At 71.1% G+C, this 17,053-nt stretch carries 18 protein-coding genes; 7 read left to right on the top strand and 11 right to left on the bottom strand.

Going from position 1 to position 17,053, the window contains the following annotated elements:
- Positions 1-244: 244 nt before the first annotated feature.
- On the top strand, positions 245-1,453 hold the full coding sequence (gene serB / locus B7767_RS14965) for a phosphoserine phosphatase SerB (RefSeq protein WP_085572624.1): 1,209 nt from the start codon (positions 245-247) through the stop codon (positions 1,451-1,453).
- Between the two features lie 85 nt (positions 1,454-1,538).
- On the opposite strand, the gene B7767_RS14960 is transcribed toward serB, so the two are convergent.
- The 4 genes from B7767_RS14960 to B7767_RS14950 all read right to left on the bottom strand — a co-directional run bounded on the left by B7767_RS14960 (position 1,539) and on the right by B7767_RS14950 (position 4,386).
- On the bottom strand, positions 1,539-2,057 hold the full coding sequence (locus B7767_RS14960) for a histidine phosphatase family protein (RefSeq protein ID WP_085572623.1): 519 nt from the start codon (positions 2,055-2,057) through the stop codon (positions 1,539-1,541).
- A 64-nt stretch (positions 2,058-2,121) separates the two neighbouring features.
- The gene (locus B7767_RS14955; protein WP_085572622.1) at positions 2,122-2,328 is read right to left on the bottom strand and encodes a hypothetical protein; all 207 of its coding nucleotides are present in this window, start codon (positions 2,326-2,328) and stop codon (positions 2,122-2,124) included.
- A 154-nt stretch (positions 2,329-2,482) separates the two neighbouring features.
- A complete protein-coding gene (locus tag B7767_RS48015) occupies positions 2,483-2,599 on the bottom strand; it encodes an SGM_5486 family transporter-associated protein (protein WP_006132620.1) in 117 nt (38 codons plus the stop codon).
- A gap of 488 nt (positions 2,600-3,087) precedes the next feature.
- Positions 3,088-4,386, bottom strand: coding sequence for a CynX/NimT family MFS transporter (locus B7767_RS14950; RefSeq protein WP_256923441.1), 1,299 nt, complete (start codon positions 4,384-4,386; stop codon positions 3,088-3,090).
- 82 nt (positions 4,387-4,468) lie between these two features.
- Between B7767_RS14950 and B7767_RS14945 the strand changes: the two genes are divergently transcribed.
- Entirely contained in the window at positions 4,469-5,161 is a 693-nt protein-coding gene (locus B7767_RS14945; protein WP_085572620.1) for a FadR/GntR family transcriptional regulator, read from the top strand.
- Between the two features lie 96 nt (positions 5,162-5,257).
- Here the strand turns inward: B7767_RS14945 and fabI are convergent, their stop codons facing one another.
- From fabI to B7767_RS14930, 3 genes are all read right to left on the bottom strand, one after another.
- Positions 5,258-6,025, bottom strand: coding sequence for an enoyl-ACP reductase FabI (fabI, locus tag B7767_RS14940; RefSeq protein ID WP_085572619.1), 768 nt, complete (start codon positions 6,023-6,025; stop codon positions 5,258-5,260).
- 5 nt (positions 6,026-6,030) lie between these two features.
- Positions 6,031-6,750, bottom strand: coding sequence for a 3-oxoacyl-[acyl-carrier-protein] reductase (gene fabG / locus B7767_RS14935; protein WP_085572618.1), 720 nt, complete (start codon positions 6,748-6,750; stop codon positions 6,031-6,033).
- Between the two features lie 251 nt (positions 6,751-7,001).
- A complete protein-coding gene (locus B7767_RS14930; RefSeq protein WP_143652467.1) occupies positions 7,002-7,334 on the bottom strand; it encodes a hypothetical protein in 333 nt (110 codons plus the stop codon).
- 249 nt (positions 7,335-7,583) lie between these two features.
- Here B7767_RS14930 and B7767_RS14925 point away from each other — a divergent pair, with 249 nt between their 5' ends.
- The 3 genes from B7767_RS14925 (at position 7,584) to tyrS (ending at position 12,005) form a co-directional block, all read left to right on the top strand.
- A complete protein-coding gene (locus B7767_RS14925; RefSeq protein ID WP_085572616.1) occupies positions 7,584-9,107 on the top strand; it encodes a TldD/PmbA family protein in 1,524 nt (507 codons plus the stop codon).
- Positions 9,108-9,275: 168 nt separating this feature from the next.
- On the top strand, positions 9,276-10,670 hold the full coding sequence (locus B7767_RS14920; protein ID WP_085572615.1) for a metallopeptidase TldD-related protein: 1,395 nt from the start codon (positions 9,276-9,278) through the stop codon (positions 10,668-10,670).
- A gap of 66 nt (positions 10,671-10,736) precedes the next feature.
- Positions 10,737-12,005 carry a tyrosine--tRNA ligase gene (tyrS, locus tag B7767_RS14915; RefSeq protein WP_085572614.1) on the top strand — a complete coding sequence of 423 codons (1,269 nt, stop codon included), beginning with the start codon at positions 10,737-10,739 and terminating at the stop codon, positions 12,003-12,005.
- 84 nt (positions 12,006-12,089) lie between these two features.
- On the opposite strand, the gene B7767_RS14910 is transcribed toward tyrS, so the two are convergent.
- On the bottom strand, positions 12,090-12,374 hold the full coding sequence (locus B7767_RS14910) for a GlsB/YeaQ/YmgE family stress response membrane protein (protein ID WP_085572613.1): 285 nt from the start codon (positions 12,372-12,374) through the stop codon (positions 12,090-12,092).
- Between the two features lie 225 nt (positions 12,375-12,599).
- Here B7767_RS14910 and B7767_RS14905 point away from each other — a divergent pair, with 225 nt between their 5' ends.
- Positions 12,600-12,998, top strand: a complete 399-nt coding sequence (locus B7767_RS14905; RefSeq protein ID WP_085572612.1) for a DUF3099 domain-containing protein — start codon at positions 12,600-12,602, stop codon at positions 12,996-12,998.
- Positions 12,999-13,223: 225 nt separating this feature from the next.
- On the top strand, positions 13,224-13,445 hold the full coding sequence (locus B7767_RS14900) for a hypothetical protein (protein ID WP_085572625.1): 222 nt from the start codon (positions 13,224-13,226) through the stop codon (positions 13,443-13,445).
- A 38-nt stretch (positions 13,446-13,483) separates the two neighbouring features.
- Here B7767_RS14900 and moaA read toward each other — a convergent pair whose 3' ends face one another.
- From moaA to B7767_RS14885, 3 genes are all read right to left on the bottom strand, one after another.
- Entirely contained in the window at positions 13,484-14,473 is a 990-nt protein-coding gene (gene moaA, locus B7767_RS14895) for a GTP 3',8-cyclase MoaA (protein ID WP_085572611.1), read from the bottom strand.
- A gap of 160 nt (positions 14,474-14,633) precedes the next feature.
- Positions 14,634-16,262: a cation acetate symporter gene (locus B7767_RS14890; protein WP_085572610.1), complete on the bottom strand. Its 1,629-nt coding sequence runs from the start codon at positions 16,260-16,262 to the stop codon at positions 14,634-14,636.
- Positions 16,259-16,615, bottom strand: coding sequence for a DUF485 domain-containing protein (locus B7767_RS14885; protein WP_073937442.1), 357 nt, complete (start codon positions 16,613-16,615; stop codon positions 16,259-16,261). The genes B7767_RS14890 and B7767_RS14885 overlap by 4 nt, the downstream gene beginning before the upstream one ends.
- Between the last annotated feature and the right edge of the window lie 438 nt (positions 16,616-17,053).

Raw genomic sequence — 17,053 nt, 5'->3', positions numbered from 1 at the left:
CCCACCGTGATCGGGCCGGTCGAGCCGCCCCGGCGCGGGGCCGGGCCGCGGGGCCGGGGGCGGTCGCCGTTGTGGCCGGACGAGCCTCCTCCGCCGCCACCGCCACCGCCGCCCCCTCCTCCGGCACCCCGGAAACCGGACCGTACGTAAGCTCCGGGACATCCCGGTGACGGGCCGTGTTCGTTGTCCGGCTGGCGGACCTCGGAGGCGCGGGGCACCGGGTGCCGGATACGGTGGGAACACCATGAGCGCATCGCAGACCACCGACGTTCCCACCCTCCTTGTCAAGATCTTCGGCAAGGACCGGCCGGGCATCACGGCCGGCCTCTTCGACACCCTCGCCGCCTACTCGGTCGACGTGGTCGACATCGAGCAGGTCGTCACCCGTGGCCGCATCGTGCTCTGCGCGCTCGTGACCGAGCCGCCCAAGGGGCTGGAAGGGGATCTGCGGGCGACCGTCCACAGTTGGGCGGAGTCGATGAAGATGCAGGCGGAGATCATCTCCGGCAAGGGCGACAACCGTCCGCGCGGGCTCGGCCGCTCCCTGGTCACCGTGCTGGGACACCCCCTCACCTCGGAGGCCGCGGCGGCGATCGCCGCGCGGATCACCAAGGCCGGCGGCAACATCGACCGTATCTTCCGGCTCGCCAAGTACCCGGTGACCGCCGTGGAGTTCGCGGTGTCCGGCGTGGAGACGGAATCGCTGCGGACCGCGCTGGTGACCGACGCCGCCAGGCTCGGGGTCGACGTCGCCGTGGTCGGGGCGGGGCTGTACCGGCGGGCGCAGCGCCTGGTCGTCATGGACGTGGACTCCACCCTCATCCAGGACGAGGTGATCGAACTCTTCGCCGCGCACGCCGGCTGTGAGGACGAGGTCGCCGAGGTGACGGCGGCCGCGATGCGCGGGGAGCTGGACTTCGAGCAGTCGCTGCACGCGCGCGTGGCGCTGCTGGAGGGGCTGGACGCCTCCGTGGTGGACAAGGTCCGCAGCGAGGTGCGGCTGACGCCGGGCGCCCGCACCCTGATCCGTACGCTGAAGCGCCTCGGCTACCAAGTGGGTGTGGTCTCGGGTGGGTTCACCCAGGTCACGGATGATCTGAAGGAGCGGCTGGGGCTGGACTTCGCCCAGGCCAACACCCTGGAGATCGTCGACGGGAAGCTGACGGGCAGGGTCACCGGCGAGATCGTGGACCGGGCGGGCAAGGCCCGGCTGCTGCGCCGGTTCGCCGCCGAGGCGGGTGTGCCGCTGTCGCAGACGGTGGCGATCGGTGACGGTGCGAACGATCTCGACATGCTGAACGCGGCGGGGCTCGGTGTCGCCTTCAACGCCAAGCCGGTGGTGCGCGAGGCCGCGCACACGGCGGTGAACTTCCCCTTCCTGGACACGGTCCTGTACCTGCTCGGCGTCACCCGCGAAGAGGTCGAGGCGGCGGACACGCTCGACGTGGGCTGAGCCGCCCGTCGCCGGGGCGCGCCCCGGCGACGGGCGGGCCCGGCACCGAGAGACGTGGGGCGCCGGGCCCCTGCCGTGCCGGGTGTCACTCGGTGGGCGCCCAGTAGTCGACCAGCGTGGCGACGCCGGGCTCGAGGGACTTCCAGGAGCCGGTGAAGGACAGGACGGCGAAGGCGGCGGCCGGGTAGCCGAGCCGGTTCATGCGCTCGCGGGCGTCGCCCTCCGCCGCGCCGGCCAGGATGTCGGCGAGTCCCTGGACGCCCGGGTTGTGGCCGACCAGGAGGACGTTCTGCGCGTCGTCGGGGGTTTCGTTGAGCAGGGCGATCAGCTCGCCGGGCGAGGCATCGTAGACCCGCTCCTCGTAGACGGTCTTCGGCCGCTCGGGAAACTCGTGGACCGCGAGCTTCCAGGTCTCGCGGGTCCGGACCGCGGTGGAGCACAGGGTCAGGTCGAAGGCGATACCCGTGTCGGCGAGCTTGCGCCCGGCGACGGCGGCATCCATGCGGCCCCGCTCGGCGAGTGGGCGCTCGTGGTCGGAGACCGGGGGCCAGTCGGCTTTCGCATGCCGGAAAAGGACAATCCTGCGAGGTTCTGCGACGCTCATGTGACCCAGCTTCGCATGAAACAGGCCACGGGGCGCAGGGAGTTGACCGGCGCCTCCGGGGTGTTCAGCGGGCCATGAGCTGCTGCGCGCGCTCGACGAGGTGGGTGAGCGCGGGATCACCGACGGCCGCGTGGGCGTCGGAGGGGTTGAGGACCAGGGTGAGCAGGACGACGAAGGCGAGGGTGGGCAGGGCCAGGGCCCACCACGGCAGCCGGGTGTCGACGGCGCCCCGGGGGGCCGGGTGGGGTCGGGTGTGCGTGCGCGCCGACATGGGGCCTCCGCTCTTCGAGTGGTCCGTGGCCCGTGTCTCGCGGCCACATCTCGAAGGTACGGATTTCCGGGGGCCCAACCCATCCGGTGACCCACCCACTTGACCCTGAGCCTGGCCCCCTAGGGGATGGTAGGGCCAGCACCACCATGGGGCGTCACGGTGCGAGGACGGTCGCGATCACGCCGATGACGATGAAGATGGCGAAGAACGCGCCGAAGACGAGCAGCATCTTCTTCTGGCCGTTCTGCGGATTGGGGTCGAGGACTGGCATGCGGCAAGTCTCGCACCTCGGTCGCCTGCGGTGGGCTCGGGGGGTGGCGCGGTGTGGTGTGCGTGGCCTGACGGCCGGGGGTGGGGCCTGTCGGCCGGGGTGGGCGTCCGGCGGCCACGCAGGGCGGTCGGCGGTCATGTACGCGCAGCCGCGCGGGCTGGGTGTGGGGTGCCTGACGGCCGGGGGTGGGGCCAGGGGCCGCGCGGAGCGCCCGGCGGCCGTGGCCTCGGGTGCGGTGGCTCCGTCGGCCGGTCCGCCGGGGTGGCTTCCGGCCGTGGAGGGGCCGTTTTTTCGCCCCCGCCGCCCCTTCCCTCCCCCACTCTCGGCTTCGCTCGAGCGGGAGGTGCCCCCATCGTCCCTGGGGGCTTCGCCCCCAGACCCCTTCGCGCAGTTCCCCGCGCCCCTATGGCCCAGCCCCCCTCGCGCCCACACGGCGGAACCGCGTGTTGGTGCGGGATTGCGTGCAGGGGTGGGAGGGTGCGGGGTGGTCAGGGGGCTGTTGCCTCGTCCTCCACCGTGCGGGGGCGGCCTGCCAGGACGCCCACGATCATCTGGGGGATCATCAGGCCTGCCATCAGGGCGATCGGCAGGCCCCAGCCGCCGCTGTGCTGGTAGAGGACGCCCACCAGGAGCGGGCCGGGGATGGAGATCAGATAGCCGGTGCTCTGGGCGAAGGCCGACAGCTGGGCCACGCCCGCGCCGGTCCTGGCGCGCATCCCGACCATGGTGAGCGCCAGCGGGAAGGCGCAGTTCGCGACGCCCAGCAGCAGCGCCCAGACCCAGGCACCGGCGGCCGGCGCGAAGTACAGACCCGCGTATCCGAGGAGGCCGCTGACGCCCAGCACGAGCACGATCGGGCCCTGGTGGGGCAGCCGGGTGGCGAGGCGCGGGATGACGAAGGCCAGCGGTACGCCCATCACCATGATGACCGCGAGGAGCAGCCCGGCCGTGCCCGCGGGGACGCCCGCGTCCCGGAAGATCTGCGCCATCCAGCCCATGGTGATGTAGGCGGCGGTGGCCTGGAGCCCGAAGAAGACGGCCAGCGCCCAGGCGGTACGGCTGCGGGTGATGCGCAGCCGTACCGGCGCCCCGGCGGGAGCGTCCCGTCCGGCACGCGCCCCGCCGTGCTCCGGTTCCCGTGCCCGTACGAAGGGCAGCCACGGCAGTACGGCGGCTGCCGCCAGGGCCGCCCACAGGGCGAGGCCCGAGCGCCAGTTCCCGCCCAGCGCGTCGGTCAGCGGCACCGTCACGGCCGCCGCCGTGGCGGTGCCCAGGGCGAGGGCCATGGAGTACAGGCCGGTCATGGAGCCGACCCGGTCGGGGAACCAGCGCTTGACGATGACCGGCATCAGGACGTTGCTGACGGCGATGCCCATCAGCGCCAGCGCGCTGGTGGCCAGGAACGCCGCCGTGCCGTCCACGTACGGGCGTATCAGCAGGCCGGCTCCGATGGCGACCATGCCGGCGCAGACCACCGCGCCCGCGCCGAACCTGCGGGCCAGCCGCGGCGCCGTGACACCGAAGACGGCGAAGCACAAGGGGGGCACGGAGGTGAGCAGTCCGGCCACGCTCCCGCTCATGCCGAGCCCGTCGCGGACCTCCTCCAGCAGCGCGCCCAGGCTGGTGATGGCGGGACGGAGGTTGAGCGCGGCCAGCACGATGCCGACGACGAGCAGTCGCGTCCGCCACGCGCGCGTGGCCCCGAGCCCGGGGACGGTCCGGACTCCGGACGCGGCCGACGTGCGTGCGGTCGTGGACGTGGTCGTCCGGTTTTCCTCGCTAACCATGAAGCCCATCATAGAATCATAGGATGATTGGTTGTCCATGCCGTGGTCGCCGTACAGCGCCCCTGTCGTGCGAAGGTGTGTCATGCCGTTGAGCCATCCCCGTCGTTCGGCCCTGTCCGAGCAGGTCATCGCCGCCCTGCGCGCCCAGATCACCTCGGGCGAGTGGCCGGTCGGCGCGCGCATCCCCACCGAGCCGGAACTGGTGGAGCAGCTGGGGGTGGCCCGCAACACGGTCCGCGAGGCCGTCCGCGCGCTGGCGCACAACGGGCTGCTGGACATCCGGCAGGGCTCGGGCACGTACGTGGTGGCCACGAGCGAGCTGGCGGGCGTGATGCACCGCCGTTTCGCCGACGCCGACCCCCGGCACATCGCCGAGCTGCGCTCGACCCTGGAGTCCGCGGCGGCACGGCTGGCCGCCGAGCGGCGCACGGAGAAGGACCTCAAGCAGATCGACACCCTGCTGCTGCGCCGGGAGGAGGCCTGGGAGTCGGGTGAGGCGGAGGCGTTCGTGGCGGCGGACGCCACGTTCCACCTGGCGGTCGTGGCCGCCTCGCACAACGACGTGATGACCGCGATGTACGCGGACCTGAGCGAGGTGCTGCGGGACTGGCTGCGCGGCGACGTGGGCGAGGGCATGACCCCGGAGATGCACATGGACCACGGCCGGCTGGTGGACGCGATCCGCGCGGGTGACGCGGCGACGGCGGCCGAGGAGGCCGCCGCCTATCCGTTCGTGTGCCGGCCGGGGCTGTTCGGACCGCCCTCCGGTGACTGATCCGCGCCGGACCGGCCGCGCCGCCGAGCCGTTCGGGTGACGACGCGAGGGCCCGCACCCCGTGCGGGGTGCGGGCCCTCGGCGAGGCGTCTCCGGTCAGGCGCCGATGGCGTGCAGACCGCCGTCCACGTGGACGATCTCGCCCGTGGTCTTCGGGAACCAGTCGCTCAGCAGGGCGACGACACCCCGGCCGGCCGGCTCCGGGTCCTTCAGGTCCCACTCCAGCGGGGCGCGGGTGTCCCAGACGGAAGCCAGCTCGCCGAAGCCCGGGATGGACTTGGCGGCCATGGAGCCGATCGGGCCCGCCGAGATCAGGTTGCAGCGGATGTTCTGCTTGCCCAGGTCACGGGCCATGTAGCGGCTGGTGGCCTCCAGCGCGGCCTTGGCCGGGCCCATCCAGTCGTACTGCGGCCAGGCGTACTGCGCGTCGAAGGTGAGGCCGACGACCGAGCCGCCGTTCTGCATCAGCGGCAGGCAGGCCATGGTCAGCGACTTCAGGGAGTACGCCGAGACGTGCATGGCGGTGGCGACCGACTCGAACGGCGTGTTGAGGAAGTTGCCGCCGAGCGCGTCCTGCGGCGCGAAGCCGATGGAGTGCACGACGCCGTCGAGGCCGCCCAGCTCCTCGCCCACCACGTCGGCCAGCCGGCCCAGGTGCTCGTCGTTGGTGACGTCGAGCTCGATGACCTTGGTGGGCTTGGGGAGCTTCTTGGCGATGCGCTCGGTCAGAGTGGGCCGCGGGAACGCGGTCAGGATGATCTCGGCACCCTGCTCCTGAGCCAGCTTGGCGGTGTGGAAGGCGATGGAGGACTCCATCAGCACACCGGTGATCAGGACGCGCTTGCCCTCGAGAATTCCGCTCATGTGTGTCAGTGACCCATTCCCAGTCCGCCGTCAACGGGAATGACGGCTCCAGTGATGTACGAGGCGTCGTCCGAGGCGAGGAACCGCACCGTCGCGGCGATCTCCTCCGGCTTCGCGTACCGGCCGAGCGGCACCTGCGACACGATGTTCGCCCGCTGGTCGTCGGTGAGCACCTTGGTCATGTCGGTGTCGACGAAACCGGGCGCGACGACGTTGAAGGTGATGTTGCGCGAGCCCAGCTCACGGGCGAGGGAGCGCGCGAAGCCGACCAGGCCGGCCTTGGAGGCGGCGTAGTTCGCCTGCCCCGCGGAGCCGAGCAGTCCGACCACCGAGGAGATCAGCACGACGCGGCCCTTCTTGGCGCGCAGCATGCCGCGGTTGGCGCGCTTGACGACCCGGAAGGTGCCGGTGAGGTTGGTGTCGACGACCGAGGTGAAGTCCTCCTCGGACATGCGCATCAGGAGCTGGTCCTTGGTGACACCGGCGTTGGCCACCAGCACCTCGACGGGGCCGTGCGCCTCCTCGATCTCCTTGTAGGCCTGCTCCACCTGCTCGGGGTCGGTGATGTCGCACCGGACCGCCAGGACACCCTGCTCCGTGAGCACCCGGGGCGGCTCACCGGAACGGTACGTGATGGCGACCTTGTCGCCCGCCTCCGCGAAGGCGCCGGCAATGGCGAGGCCGATACCCCGGTTTCCACCGGTGACGAGAACCGAGCGGCTCATCGGGTCACCCTTTCAATAGCGGTCTGGTACACCGAAAACCTATCGGTACGGGGACCGATCCGAGCGATCGGCCACCCACAGCACCTTCGCACCGCCTCTGTCGGGTCCCTACAGAAAGCCGCGCCGTCCGGTCACGGGTGTGCGGAGCTCCCCCGTGCTTCCCGTGCCCGGTGACGGCGCGGGGCCGGACGCGCGGGAGCGCTCCCGCCGGGCCGGGCGGTCCGGTGGGAGCGCTCCCGGAACGCTTCGGCTCAGTACACGTGGCGGGTGTACCAGGACCGGCTGTCGAAGAAGAAGTGGTCCACGGCGAGCTTGTGCCCGCCGCTGTAGTGGGCGTACGCCACGGCCTGCTCACCTGCCTGGCCGCCGCCCAGGTCCGTGCGCAGGCAGGTGCCGGGGTCGATGAGGTAGGTGCTGAAGCCGCCCCGCAGCGGGAACTCCACGGTGATGTCCTGCGCACGGTGGTTGCAGGCCGTCAGCCCGCCGGCGGCGGCCTTGCCGTCGGCGACCGCGGCGGGAGCGGACAGGGCCGTGAGAAGACCGGCGGTCGCGGCCGCCAGGGCGGCCACACGACGCATACGCATACGCACTCCTTGAGTCGGGCTGTCCGGATGATCGTCCGGACCGGCGCTCCCGAACGTACGGCGACTCCGCGCACGGGCGGTGACGGGACCTCTGCCGGTCGGTGAACAGCCGCTGCTCCGGGGGGAGTCGGGAATCCCCGGGCACGAGTGGCGCACCGCGGCGGCCGTCCGTCACGTTCCCCGGGGGCACCCGTGGTTCACTGCTGGCGGATGAGCACATCTCGCGATGGTGAGAAGGGGAGGCCACTCGTGGCCCACGAGGTCGATCAGTCGTTCCTGGCGCTGCCGTTGCGCGCGCTCGCCGACGCCGCGCTCGCACGCGCGAGGGCGCTCGGGGCGGAGCACGCGGACTTCCGCCTGGAGCGGGTGCGCAACGCGTCCTGGCGGTTCCGGGACGCCAAGCCGGCCGGGTCGTCGGACACCACCGACCTCGGCTACGCGGTGCGCGTGGTGCACGGCGGGACCTGGGGGTTCGCGTCCGGGGTGGACCTCACCCTGGACGCCGCCGCCAAGGTCGCCTCGCAGGCCGTGGCGATGGCGAAGCTGTCCGCGCAGGTGATCCGGGCCGCCGGGTCCACCGAGAGGGTCGAGCTGGCCGACGAGCCGGTGCACTCCGAGAAGACCTGGGTGTCGTCGTACGAGACCGATCCGTTCGCGGTGCCCGACGAGGAGAAGGCCGGGTTGCTGGCCGAGTGGAGCGCGCGGCTGCTGGCGGCGAACGGGGTGGACCACGTCGACGCCTCGCTGCTCACCGTGCACGAGAACAAGTTCTACGCCGACACCGCCGGGACCGTGACCACGCAGCAGCGGGTGCGGCTGCACCCGGTGTTCACGGCCGTGTCCGTCGACGACTCCAGCGGTGAGTTCGACTCCATGCGGACCCTCGCGCCGCCCGTCGGCCGGGGCTGGGAGTACCTGACGGGCACCGGCTGGGACTGGGACGACGAGCTGGGGCGGATTCCGGAGCTGCTCGCGGAGAAGATGCGGGCGCCGAGCGTCGAGGCGGGGCTGTACGACCTGGTGGTGGACCCGTCCAACCTGTGGCTGACCATCCACGAGTCCATCGGGCACGCCACCGAGCTGGACCGGGCGCTCGGCTACGAGGCGGCGTACGCCGGGACCTCGTTCGCCACCTTCGATCTGCTGGGCAAGCTGAAGTACGGCTCCGAGCTGATGAACGTCACCGGTGACCGCACCGCCGAGCACGGGCTCGCCACCATCGGCTACGACGACGAGGGCGTCGAGGCGCAGTCCTGGGACCTGGTGAAGGACGGCACGCTGGTCGGCTACCAGCTCGACCGGCGGATCGCGAAGCTGACCGGGTTCGAGCGGTCCAACGGGTGCGCGTTCGCGGACTCCCCCGGCCATGTGCCGGTGCAGCGCATGGCCAACGTGTCGCTGCGGCCGGATCCGGCCGGGATGTCGACGGAGGACCTGATCGGGGGCGTGGACCGGGGCATCTACGTCGTCGGTGACCGGTCGTGGTCGATCGACATGCAGCGGTACAACTTCCAGTTCACCGGGCAGCGCTTCTACCGGATCGAGAACGGACGGCTCGCGGGGCAGCTGCGGGACGTCGCCTACCAGGCCACGACCACCGACTTCTGGGGTTCCATGGCAGCGGTCGGCGGCCCGCAGACGTACGTCCTGGGTGGTGCCTTCAACTGCGGCAAGGCGCAGCCGGGGCAGGTCGCGGCGGTCTCGCACGGCTGCCCGTCCGCCCTGTTCAAGGGAGTCAACATTCTGAACACCACGCAGGAGGCCGGGCGATGAGCGCCAGCACCGGGATCGGCCGGGGGTCCGGGGGTCGTCCCCCGGGAAAGCACAGCCTGAACACCACGCAGGAGGCCGGGCGATGAGCGCCAGCACCGGGACCGGCCGGGGGTCCGGGGGTCGTCCCCCGGGAAAGCACAGCCTGAACACCACGCAGGAGGCCGGGCGATGAGCGCGCGCACCAGTAAGCCGTACGAGATCGTCGAACGCGCTCTCGAACTGTCCCGGGCCGACGGCTGTGTCGTGATCGCCGACGAGGAGTCGACCGCCAATCTGCGCTGGGCGGGCAACGCGCTCACCACGAACGGTGTCACGCGCGGGCGCACGCTCACCGTGATCGCCACGGTGGACGGAGCCCAGGGCACGGCGTCCGGGGTGGTGTCCCGGTCCGCGGTGACCGTGGACGAGCTGGAGCCGCTGGTGCGGGCCGCCGAGGCCGCCGCGCGGGGCGCCGGTCCGGCCGAGGACGCGCAGCCGCTGGTCACGGGGGTGGCCCCGTCGCCCGAGTTCACGGAGGCGCCCGCCGAGACCTCCTCCGCCGTGTTCGCGGACTTCGCCCCGGCGCTGGGCGAGGCGTTCGCACGCGCGCGTGCCGGTGGCCGGGAGCTGTACGGCTTCGCCAACCACGAGCTGGTCTCCAGCTACCTCGGCACGTCGACGGGGCTGCGGCTGCGGCACGACCAGCCGAACGGGACCCTGGAGCTGAACGCCAAGTCGCCGGACCGTACGCGGTCGGCGTGGGCGGGGCGCTCCACGCGGGACTTCAAGGACGTCGACCCCGCGGCGCTCGACGCGGAGCTGGCCGTACGGCTGGGCTGGGCCGAGCGGCGTCTGGAGCTGCCCGCGGGCCGGTACGAGACGCTGCTGCCGCCGACCGCGGTGGCGGACCTGCTGATCTACCAGTTCTGGTCGGCCTCGGGGCGGGACGCGGCCGAGGGGCGCACGGTGTTCTCCAAGCCGGGCGGCGGCACCCGGGTCGGCGAGCGGCTGACCGGGCTGCCGCTGACCCTGCGCAGCGACCCGGACGAGCCGGGCCTGGAGTCGGCGCCGTTCGTGATCGCGCACTCCTCCGGCGGCGACCAGTCGGTGTTCGACAACGGGCTGCCGCTGTCGGCGACGGAGTGGATCCGCGAGGGCGAGCTGAAGCACCTGACCACCAGCCGGCACGGCGCGGGCCTGACCGGACTGCCGACGGCGCCCGGGATCGACAACCTGATCCTGGACGGGGGCGACGACCGCTCCCTGGAGGAGATGGTCGCGGCCACCGGGCGGGGGCTGCTGCTGACCTGCCTGTGGTACATCCGCGAGGTCGACCCGGCGACGCTGCTGCTCACCGGCCTGACCCGGGACGGCGTCTACCTCGTCGAGAACGGTGAGGTCACCGGCGAGGTGAACAACTTCCGGTTCAACGAGTCGCCGGTGGACCTGCTGGGCCGGGCCTCGGAGGCCGGGCGTACGGAGAAGACGCTGCCCAGGGAGTGGGGCGACTGGTTCACCAGGGCGGCGATGCCCGCGCTGCGCGTCCCCGATTTCAATATGAGCTCTGTCAGCCAGGGCGTATAACCTCGTAGGCGTTCGCAATCGGCCGTCACCCGAACGGCCGAAGATCATCGAGGAGACACGAGAACCGTGACGGACATCGTCGACGAGCTGAAGTGGCGCGGGCTGTTCGCCCAGTCCACTGACGAGGACGCTTTGCGCAAGGCGCTCGCGGACGGTCCCGTCACGTTCTATTGCGGCTTCGACCCGACCGCGCCGTCGCTGCACGTGGGACACCTGGTGCAGGTGCTCACCATGCGCCGGCTCCAGCAGGCCGGTCACCGGCCGCTGGCGCTGGTCGGCGGGGCCACGGGCCAGATCGGCGACCCGCGCCCGACCGCGGAGCGCACGCTGAACTCGCCGGAGACCGTCGCGGGCTGGGTCGAGCGGCTGCGCGGCCAGATCGAGCCGTTCCTGACCTTCGAGGGCGAGAACGCGGCCGTGATGGTCAACAACCTCGACTGGACGCAGAACCTCTCCGCGATCGAGTTCCTGCGGGACATCGGCAAGCACTTCCGCGTCAACAAGATGCTGACGAAGGACTCGGTCGCCCGGCGCCTGGAGTCCTCCGAAGGCATCAGCTACACGGAGTTCAGCTACCAGCTGCTCCAGGCGATGGACTTCCTCCAGCTCTACCGGCGCTACGGCTGCACGATGCAGCAGGGCGGCAGCGACCAGTGGGGCAACCTCACGGCCGGCCTGGACCTGCTGCACCGGCTGGAGCCGGAGGCCACCGTCCACGCCTACGCCACGCCGCTGATGACGAAGGCGGACGGCACCAAGTTCGGCAAGACCGAGGGCGGCGCCGTCTGGCTCGACCCGGAGATGACGACGCCGTACGCGTTCTACCAGTTCTGGCTGAACGTGGACGACCGGGACATCTCCGGCTACATGCGGGTCCTGTCCTTCAAGTCCCGCGAGGAGCTGGAGGAGCTGGAGCGGCAGACCGAGGAGCGTCCGCAGGCCCGTGCCGCGCAGCGCGCGCTGGCCGAGGAGCTGACGACACTGGTGCACTGCGCCGACCAGACGGCCGCCGTGATCGCCGCGTCCAAGGCCCTCTTCGGCCAGGGCGAACTGACGGAGCTGGACGACCGGACGCTGGCGGCGGCGCTCTCCGAGGTGCCGCACGTCAAGGTGGCCGAGCTGGGTCAGGTGGTCGACCTGTTCGCCGAGGTCGGTCTGGTGCCGAGCAAGTCGGCCGCGCGGCGCACGGTGAAGGAGGGCGGCGCCTACGTGAACAACGTCAAGGTCACCGCCGAGGACGCCGTCCCCGCCGAGGAGGACCTGCTGCACGGGCGCTGGCTGGTGCTGCGCCGGGGCAAGAAGAACCTGGCGGCGGTGGAGGTCACGGCCGGCTGAGCCGACGGACCGGTGCGGGGCGGTCTCCGGCGTGTGCCGGGGGCCGCCCCTTCGTCGTACGCCGTCGTCGCCGTACGCGCCGGGTCAGACCCGTTGCCGCTCGTGCTTCCTGCGCTGCATCGCGGTGTACAGCATCTCCGCGAGCAGGACGACGACGATCGCCGCGCCCAGCTGGAAGATGTGCCGGCCCCAGTCGATGCCCCGCGTCTCCTCGATCCCGAAGCCCCGCGCGATGGCGTTGCCCACGACGGCGCCGATCATGCCGCAGATGGTGGCCAGCCACAGCGGGAGGTGCTGCTTGCCGGGGATCACCGCCTTGGCGATCAGGCCGAGCACGAATCCCACGATGATCGCCCACAACCAGCCCATGACTGCCTCCTCGTACGGCTTGACGCGAGCATTACGGCCAGTGTCGGCCGAGACGCGGTACGCCGCATGTCGGACATGCCGTACGCGCCACGGAGCGGGGTGACCCACCCTCGTGGCCCGGCCGGGCGCGGCGTAACGTGGACATGTCCGGACCCGGTGTCACGGAACGGGACGGCGGCCGGTCAGGTACGGGGAAGGTCCGATGCGGGCGGATGGTGGAATGTGATGCGGAAGCAGCATGGCGGTGGCAGCGCCCAGGTGTTCCGGATCACCGGTGCCCGGACGGGCCTCCAGGAGGACGTACGGGGGCGGCAGCGCCGGTATGTGATCTCGATGGTCGTCCGTACGATCTCGGTCATCCTCGCGGCGACGCTGTGGAACGTGGAGCGGCACGTCGCGATCGTGGCGCTGGTGCTCGGGGCGGTCCTGCCGTACGTCGCGGTGGTGATCGCCAACGCCGGGCGCGAGAACGCGCCGTCCCTGCCGTCGACCTTCGTGACGGTGCCGATGAAGCCGATGATCGCGCCGTCGCGGACGAATGACGGTTCCGGGGAATCCGATGCGGAAGATGTGGCGTCGCAGACGGCGCCGGGCGCACGAACGGAGCGGCCCGAGGGGTCGTGAGGATCGGGGAGTGAGCGCGGACCGCGGAAAGCGGAAGGCACTTACCCGCCAAGCTCAAGAAAAGCTCAGATCAATCATGTTGTTCCGGTGCCGGGGGCGGGGTGACCCGTGACATACTTCGTACGCGCTCCGCATCCCCCGTCGGAGCGACGGACCGACGCCGGGCAGCTCCCCCCGTGGCTGCTCGGCGTCGCCTTTTCCGGGCGGGTTAGGGTCGGGGGTGTGATGCTCCCCGATCCCGAGACGCCGATCTGTTCCGCCAAGGGTTGCCGTGACGCCGCGGTCCACGTACTGGCGTGGAACAACCCGAAGGTCCATACGCCCGAACGGCGGAAGACGTGGCTCGCCTGCGAGGAGCACCGGGAGCACCTGTCCCAGTTCCTGGGGGTGCGGGGGTTCCTGAAGGAGGTCGTTCCCCTGGAGGAGTGGGAAGCGCGGGGCGTCTGAGCGGCATCGCCGCCCCGCTCCCCTCCAGGGGGTCGTGACTAGCCCCCGATAGCCGACATCGGCCTGTCCGGCTGGACGAAAGTCGGGTCGTCCAGGCCCGCTCCCGCCTTCTTGCCCCACATCGCCAGCTTCCAGATGCGGGCGATCTCCTCGTCCGGGGCGCCGGAGCGGAGGGCCGCGCGGAGGTCGGTCTCCTCGGTGGCGAACAGGCAGGTGCGTATCTGTCCGTCGGCCGTCAGGCGGGTGCGGTCGCAGGCCGCGCAGAAGGGCCGGGTGACGGAGGCGATGACGCCGACGCGGTGCGGGCCGCCGTCGACCAGCCAGCGCTCGGCCGGTGCGGAGCCGCGCGCCTCGTCGCCCTCGGGGGTCAGCTCGAAGCGGGTGCGCAGGGAGGCCAGGATGTCCCCGGCGGTGATCATGCCCTCGCGCTTCCAGCCGTGCTGGGCGTCCAGGGGCATCTGCTCGATGAAGCGCAGCTCGTAGCCGTGCTCCACGGCCCAGGCGAGGAGGTCGGGGGCCTCGTCGCCGTTGAGCCCCGGCATCAGGACCGAGTTGACCTTCACCGGGGTCAGGCCGGCCTCGCGGGCCGCGTGGAGGCCGTCGAGGACGTCCTGGTGGCGGTCGCGGCGGGTGAGGGTCTTGAAGACGTCCGGGCGGAGCGTGTCCAGGGAGACGTTGACCCGGTCCAGGCCCGCCTCCTTCAGGGCGGGCGCGATACGGCGGAGCCCGATACCGTTGGTGGTGAGGGACATCTGCGGACGGGGTTCCAGGGCGGCGACGCGCTCGACGATGCCGGCCAGGCCGGGACGGAGCAGCGGCTCACCGCCGGTGAAGCGGACCTCCTCGATACCGAGGGAGGTGACGGCGATGTCGACGAGGCGGACGATCTCGTCGTCGGTGAGCAGGTCGGGCTTGGCCAGCCACTGCAGGCCCTCCTCGGGCATGCAGTAGGTGCAGCGCAGATTGCACCGGTCGGTCAGCGAGACCCTCAGATCGGTGGCCACTCGGCCGTAGGTGTCGATGAGCACGTGGGCCCCCTCCCTCTACACGGATCACTCGTGCCCGGCTACCTGCGAGCCTACGTGACGCCGCCGACAACCCACAGCGACCCGATGTGACGAGGGACGAACGACCGCGTCGCAGGGACCTGCAGGCGTCCCTGCGACGCGGCCGTCGCGCGTGTGCGGATCAGTGGGCGCCGGTGCCGGTCAGGGACCGGACCTCCAGCTCCGCGTACTTCTTGGCGTCGGGCTCCTCCTTGGACAGGACGGTACCGAGCCAGCCCATCGCGAAACCGAACGGGATGGAGATGATGCCCGGGTTCTTCAGCGGGAACCAGGCGAAGTCGACGTCGGGGAACATCGCCTTGGGGTCGCCGGACACCACGGGCGAGAACAGCACCAGGCCGACGGCGACGACGAGGCCGCCGTAGATCGACCACAGCGCGCCCTGGGTGGTGAACCGCTTCCAGAACAGGCTGTACAGGATGGTCGGCAGGTTGGCGGAGGCGGCGACCGCGAAGGCCAGCGCGACCAGGCCGGCCACGTTCAGGTCGCGGGCGAGGGTGCCCAGCGCGATGGAGACGACGCCGATGAGGACGGTCGCCCAGCGGGCCGCCCGCATCTCCTCCTTCTCGGTGGCCTGTCCCTTGCGGATGACGTTGGCGTAGATGTCGTGCGCGAAGGAGGACGACGAGGCGAGGGTGAGTCCGGCGACCACGGCGAGGATCGTCGCGAAGGCGACCGCCGAGATGGTGGCGAGCAGGATCGCGCCCCAGGCCGAGTCGACGCCGCCCAGGTGCAGGGCGAGCAGCGGGGCCGCCGTGTTGCCGGACGGGTTGGATTCGATGATCTCCTCCTGGGAGATCAGCGCGGCGGCGCCGAAGCCGAGGGCGATGGTCATCAGGTAGAAGCCGCCGATGATGCCGATGGCCCAGTTCACGGACTTCCGGGCGGCCTTGGCGTTGGGCACCGTGTAGAAGCGGATCAGGATGTGCGGCAGGCCGGCGGTGCCCAGCACCAGGGCGATGCCGAGGGAGATGAAGTCCAGCTTGGTGGTGCCGTCGGCGCCGTACTGGAGGCCGGGCTCGAGGAAGGCGTCGCCCTTGCCGCTCTTCTCGGCGGCGCTGCCCAGCAGGTCGGAGATGTTGAAGTTGAACTTCAGCAGCACCAGGAAGGTGATGAGGATGGTGCCGCCGATGAGCAGCACGGCCTTGACCATCTGGACCCAGGTGGTGCCCTTCATGCCGCCGATGGAGACGTACACGATCATCAGGATGCCGACCATGGCCACGATGAGGATCTTGCCGGCGTCGGAGGTGATGCCGAGCAGCAGCGAGACGAGGATGCCCGCGCCCGCCATCTGGGCCAGCAGGTAGAAGATCGACACGACGATGGTCGAGGTGCCGGCCGCGGTGCGCACCGGGCGCTGGCGCATGCGGTAGGCGAGGACGTCGCCCATGGTGTAGCGGCCGGAGTTCCGCAGCGGCTCGGCGACCAGCAGCAGTGCCACCAGCCAGGCGACCAGGAAGCCGATCGAGTACAGGAAGCCGTCGTAGCCGAAGAGGGCGATGGCGCCCGCGATGCCGAGGAAGGAGGCGGCCGACATGTAGTCACCGGAGACCGCGAGCCCGTTCTGGAAGGCGCTGAACTGTCGTCCGCCCGCGTAGAAGTCGGCGGCGTCCTTGGTCTGCCGGCCCGCCCAGACGGTGATGCCGAGGGTCGCGAGGACGAACAGCACGAACAGGGTGATGATCAGCGCGCGGTGTTCGCTCGCCTCGCTCGCGGCGAGGGTGACGTGGGTGATCGAGGGGCTCATGCGCCGCCCTCCATACGGGTCTTGATGGCCTCGGCCTTGGGGTCGAGCTTGGCGGCGGCGTGCCGGGAGTACCACCACGCGATGAGGAACGTGGTGACGAACTGCAGGACGCCGAAGACGAAGGCGACGTTGATGTTGCCGAACAGCTTCGCGCCCATGAAGTCGCCCGCGTAGTTGGAGAGCAGGACGTACAGCAGGTACCAGATGATGAACGCGACGGTCAGCGGGAAGGCGAAGGAGCGGTAGGAGCGGCGCAGTTCACCGAACTCAGCGCTCTCCTGCACCTCGGTGAACTCCTCGGGGGTGGGGAGTTTGCGTTGTTCTGTCGAGGGGGGCGGTGCTTCGGCGGCCACGGGGTCTCCTCGCGGTGCGGTTCGGTTCGGGCGGGGACGAAAGGCGAGTGTCCTCGCGCTTCCTGCCCAAGGGCACGGCGCCACGCGAGGACCGGTTCAACTCTCCGCCGTTCTTTTCCTCCGGCGTTTTCCGAAGGTGTTCGCGGCAAAACATTGCTGGCCAGCGAGAGCGCGGGATAGCTTCACCCTGCACCACCCCGTCATGTACCTGCCCGAGCACCACCCGTGTCTCGGGCCGGTTTCGTTTCCGGATGATGTGGAGACCCCATGGCTCATCTGCGTTCCAGGCGCCGGCTCGCCCTCGCCGTGCCCGTCGTGCTGTCCCTGACCGCCTCGCTCGGTTTCCTGCCGGCGGCGGCCTCGGCGGCCCCGCGGGCGGTGCCGGCCGAGCAGGCGGCGGACGCGCCCGCCCTGGCGTACGTCGTCAACACCGAGGCG

It is taken from the genome of Streptomyces sp. 13-12-16 (genome assembly GCF_002114215.1).
In the GTDB taxonomy this organism is placed as follows: Bacteria; Actinomycetota; Actinomycetes; order Streptomycetales; family Streptomycetaceae; genus Streptomyces.
The sequence above is the reverse complement of the archived record's forward strand: the minus strand, read 5'-3'. Positions and strand labels throughout refer to the sequence as shown.

Bases quoted from the DNA above. Each gene is read 5' to 3' on its own strand.
- serB (WP_085572624.1), top strand. From the start codon at position 245: ATGAGCGCATCGCAGACCACCGACGTTCCCACCCTCCTTGTCAAGATC.
- B7767_RS14960 (WP_085572623.1), bottom strand. From the start codon at position 2,057: ATGAGCGTCGCAGAACCTCGCAGGATTGTCCTTTTCCGGCATGCGAAA.
- B7767_RS14955 (WP_085572622.1), bottom strand. From the start codon at position 2,328: ATGTCGGCGCGCACGCACACCCGACCCCACCCGGCCCCCCGGGGCGCC.
- B7767_RS48015 (WP_006132620.1), bottom strand. From the start codon at position 2,599: ATGCCAGTCCTCGACCCCAATCCGCAGAACGGCCAGAAGAAGATGCTG.
- B7767_RS14950 (WP_256923441.1), bottom strand. From the start codon at position 4,386: ATGGTTAGCGAGGAAAACCGGACGACCACGTCCACGACCGCACGCACG.
- B7767_RS14945 (WP_085572620.1), top strand. From the start codon at position 4,469: ATGCCGTTGAGCCATCCCCGTCGTTCGGCCCTGTCCGAGCAGGTCATC.
- fabI (WP_085572619.1), bottom strand. From the start codon at position 6,025: ATGAGCGGAATTCTCGAGGGCAAGCGCGTCCTGATCACCGGTGTGCTG.
- fabG (WP_085572618.1), bottom strand. From the start codon at position 6,750: ATGAGCCGCTCGGTTCTCGTCACCGGTGGAAACCGGGGTATCGGCCTC.
- B7767_RS14930 (WP_143652467.1), bottom strand. From the start codon at position 7,334: ATGCGTATGCGTCGTGTGGCCGCCCTGGCGGCCGCGACCGCCGGTCTT.
- B7767_RS14920 (WP_085572615.1), top strand. From the start codon at position 9,276: ATGAGCGCGCGCACCAGTAAGCCGTACGAGATCGTCGAACGCGCTCTC.
- B7767_RS14910 (WP_085572613.1), bottom strand. From the start codon at position 12,374: ATGGGCTGGTTGTGGGCGATCATCGTGGGATTCGTGCTCGGCCTGATC.
- B7767_RS14905 (WP_085572612.1), top strand. From the start codon at position 12,600: ATGCGGAAGCAGCATGGCGGTGGCAGCGCCCAGGTGTTCCGGATCACC.
- B7767_RS14900 (WP_085572625.1), top strand. From the start codon at position 13,224: ATGCTCCCCGATCCCGAGACGCCGATCTGTTCCGCCAAGGGTTGCCGT.
- B7767_RS14890 (WP_085572610.1), bottom strand. From the start codon at position 16,262: ATGAGCCCCTCGATCACCCACGTCACCCTCGCCGCGAGCGAGGCGAGC.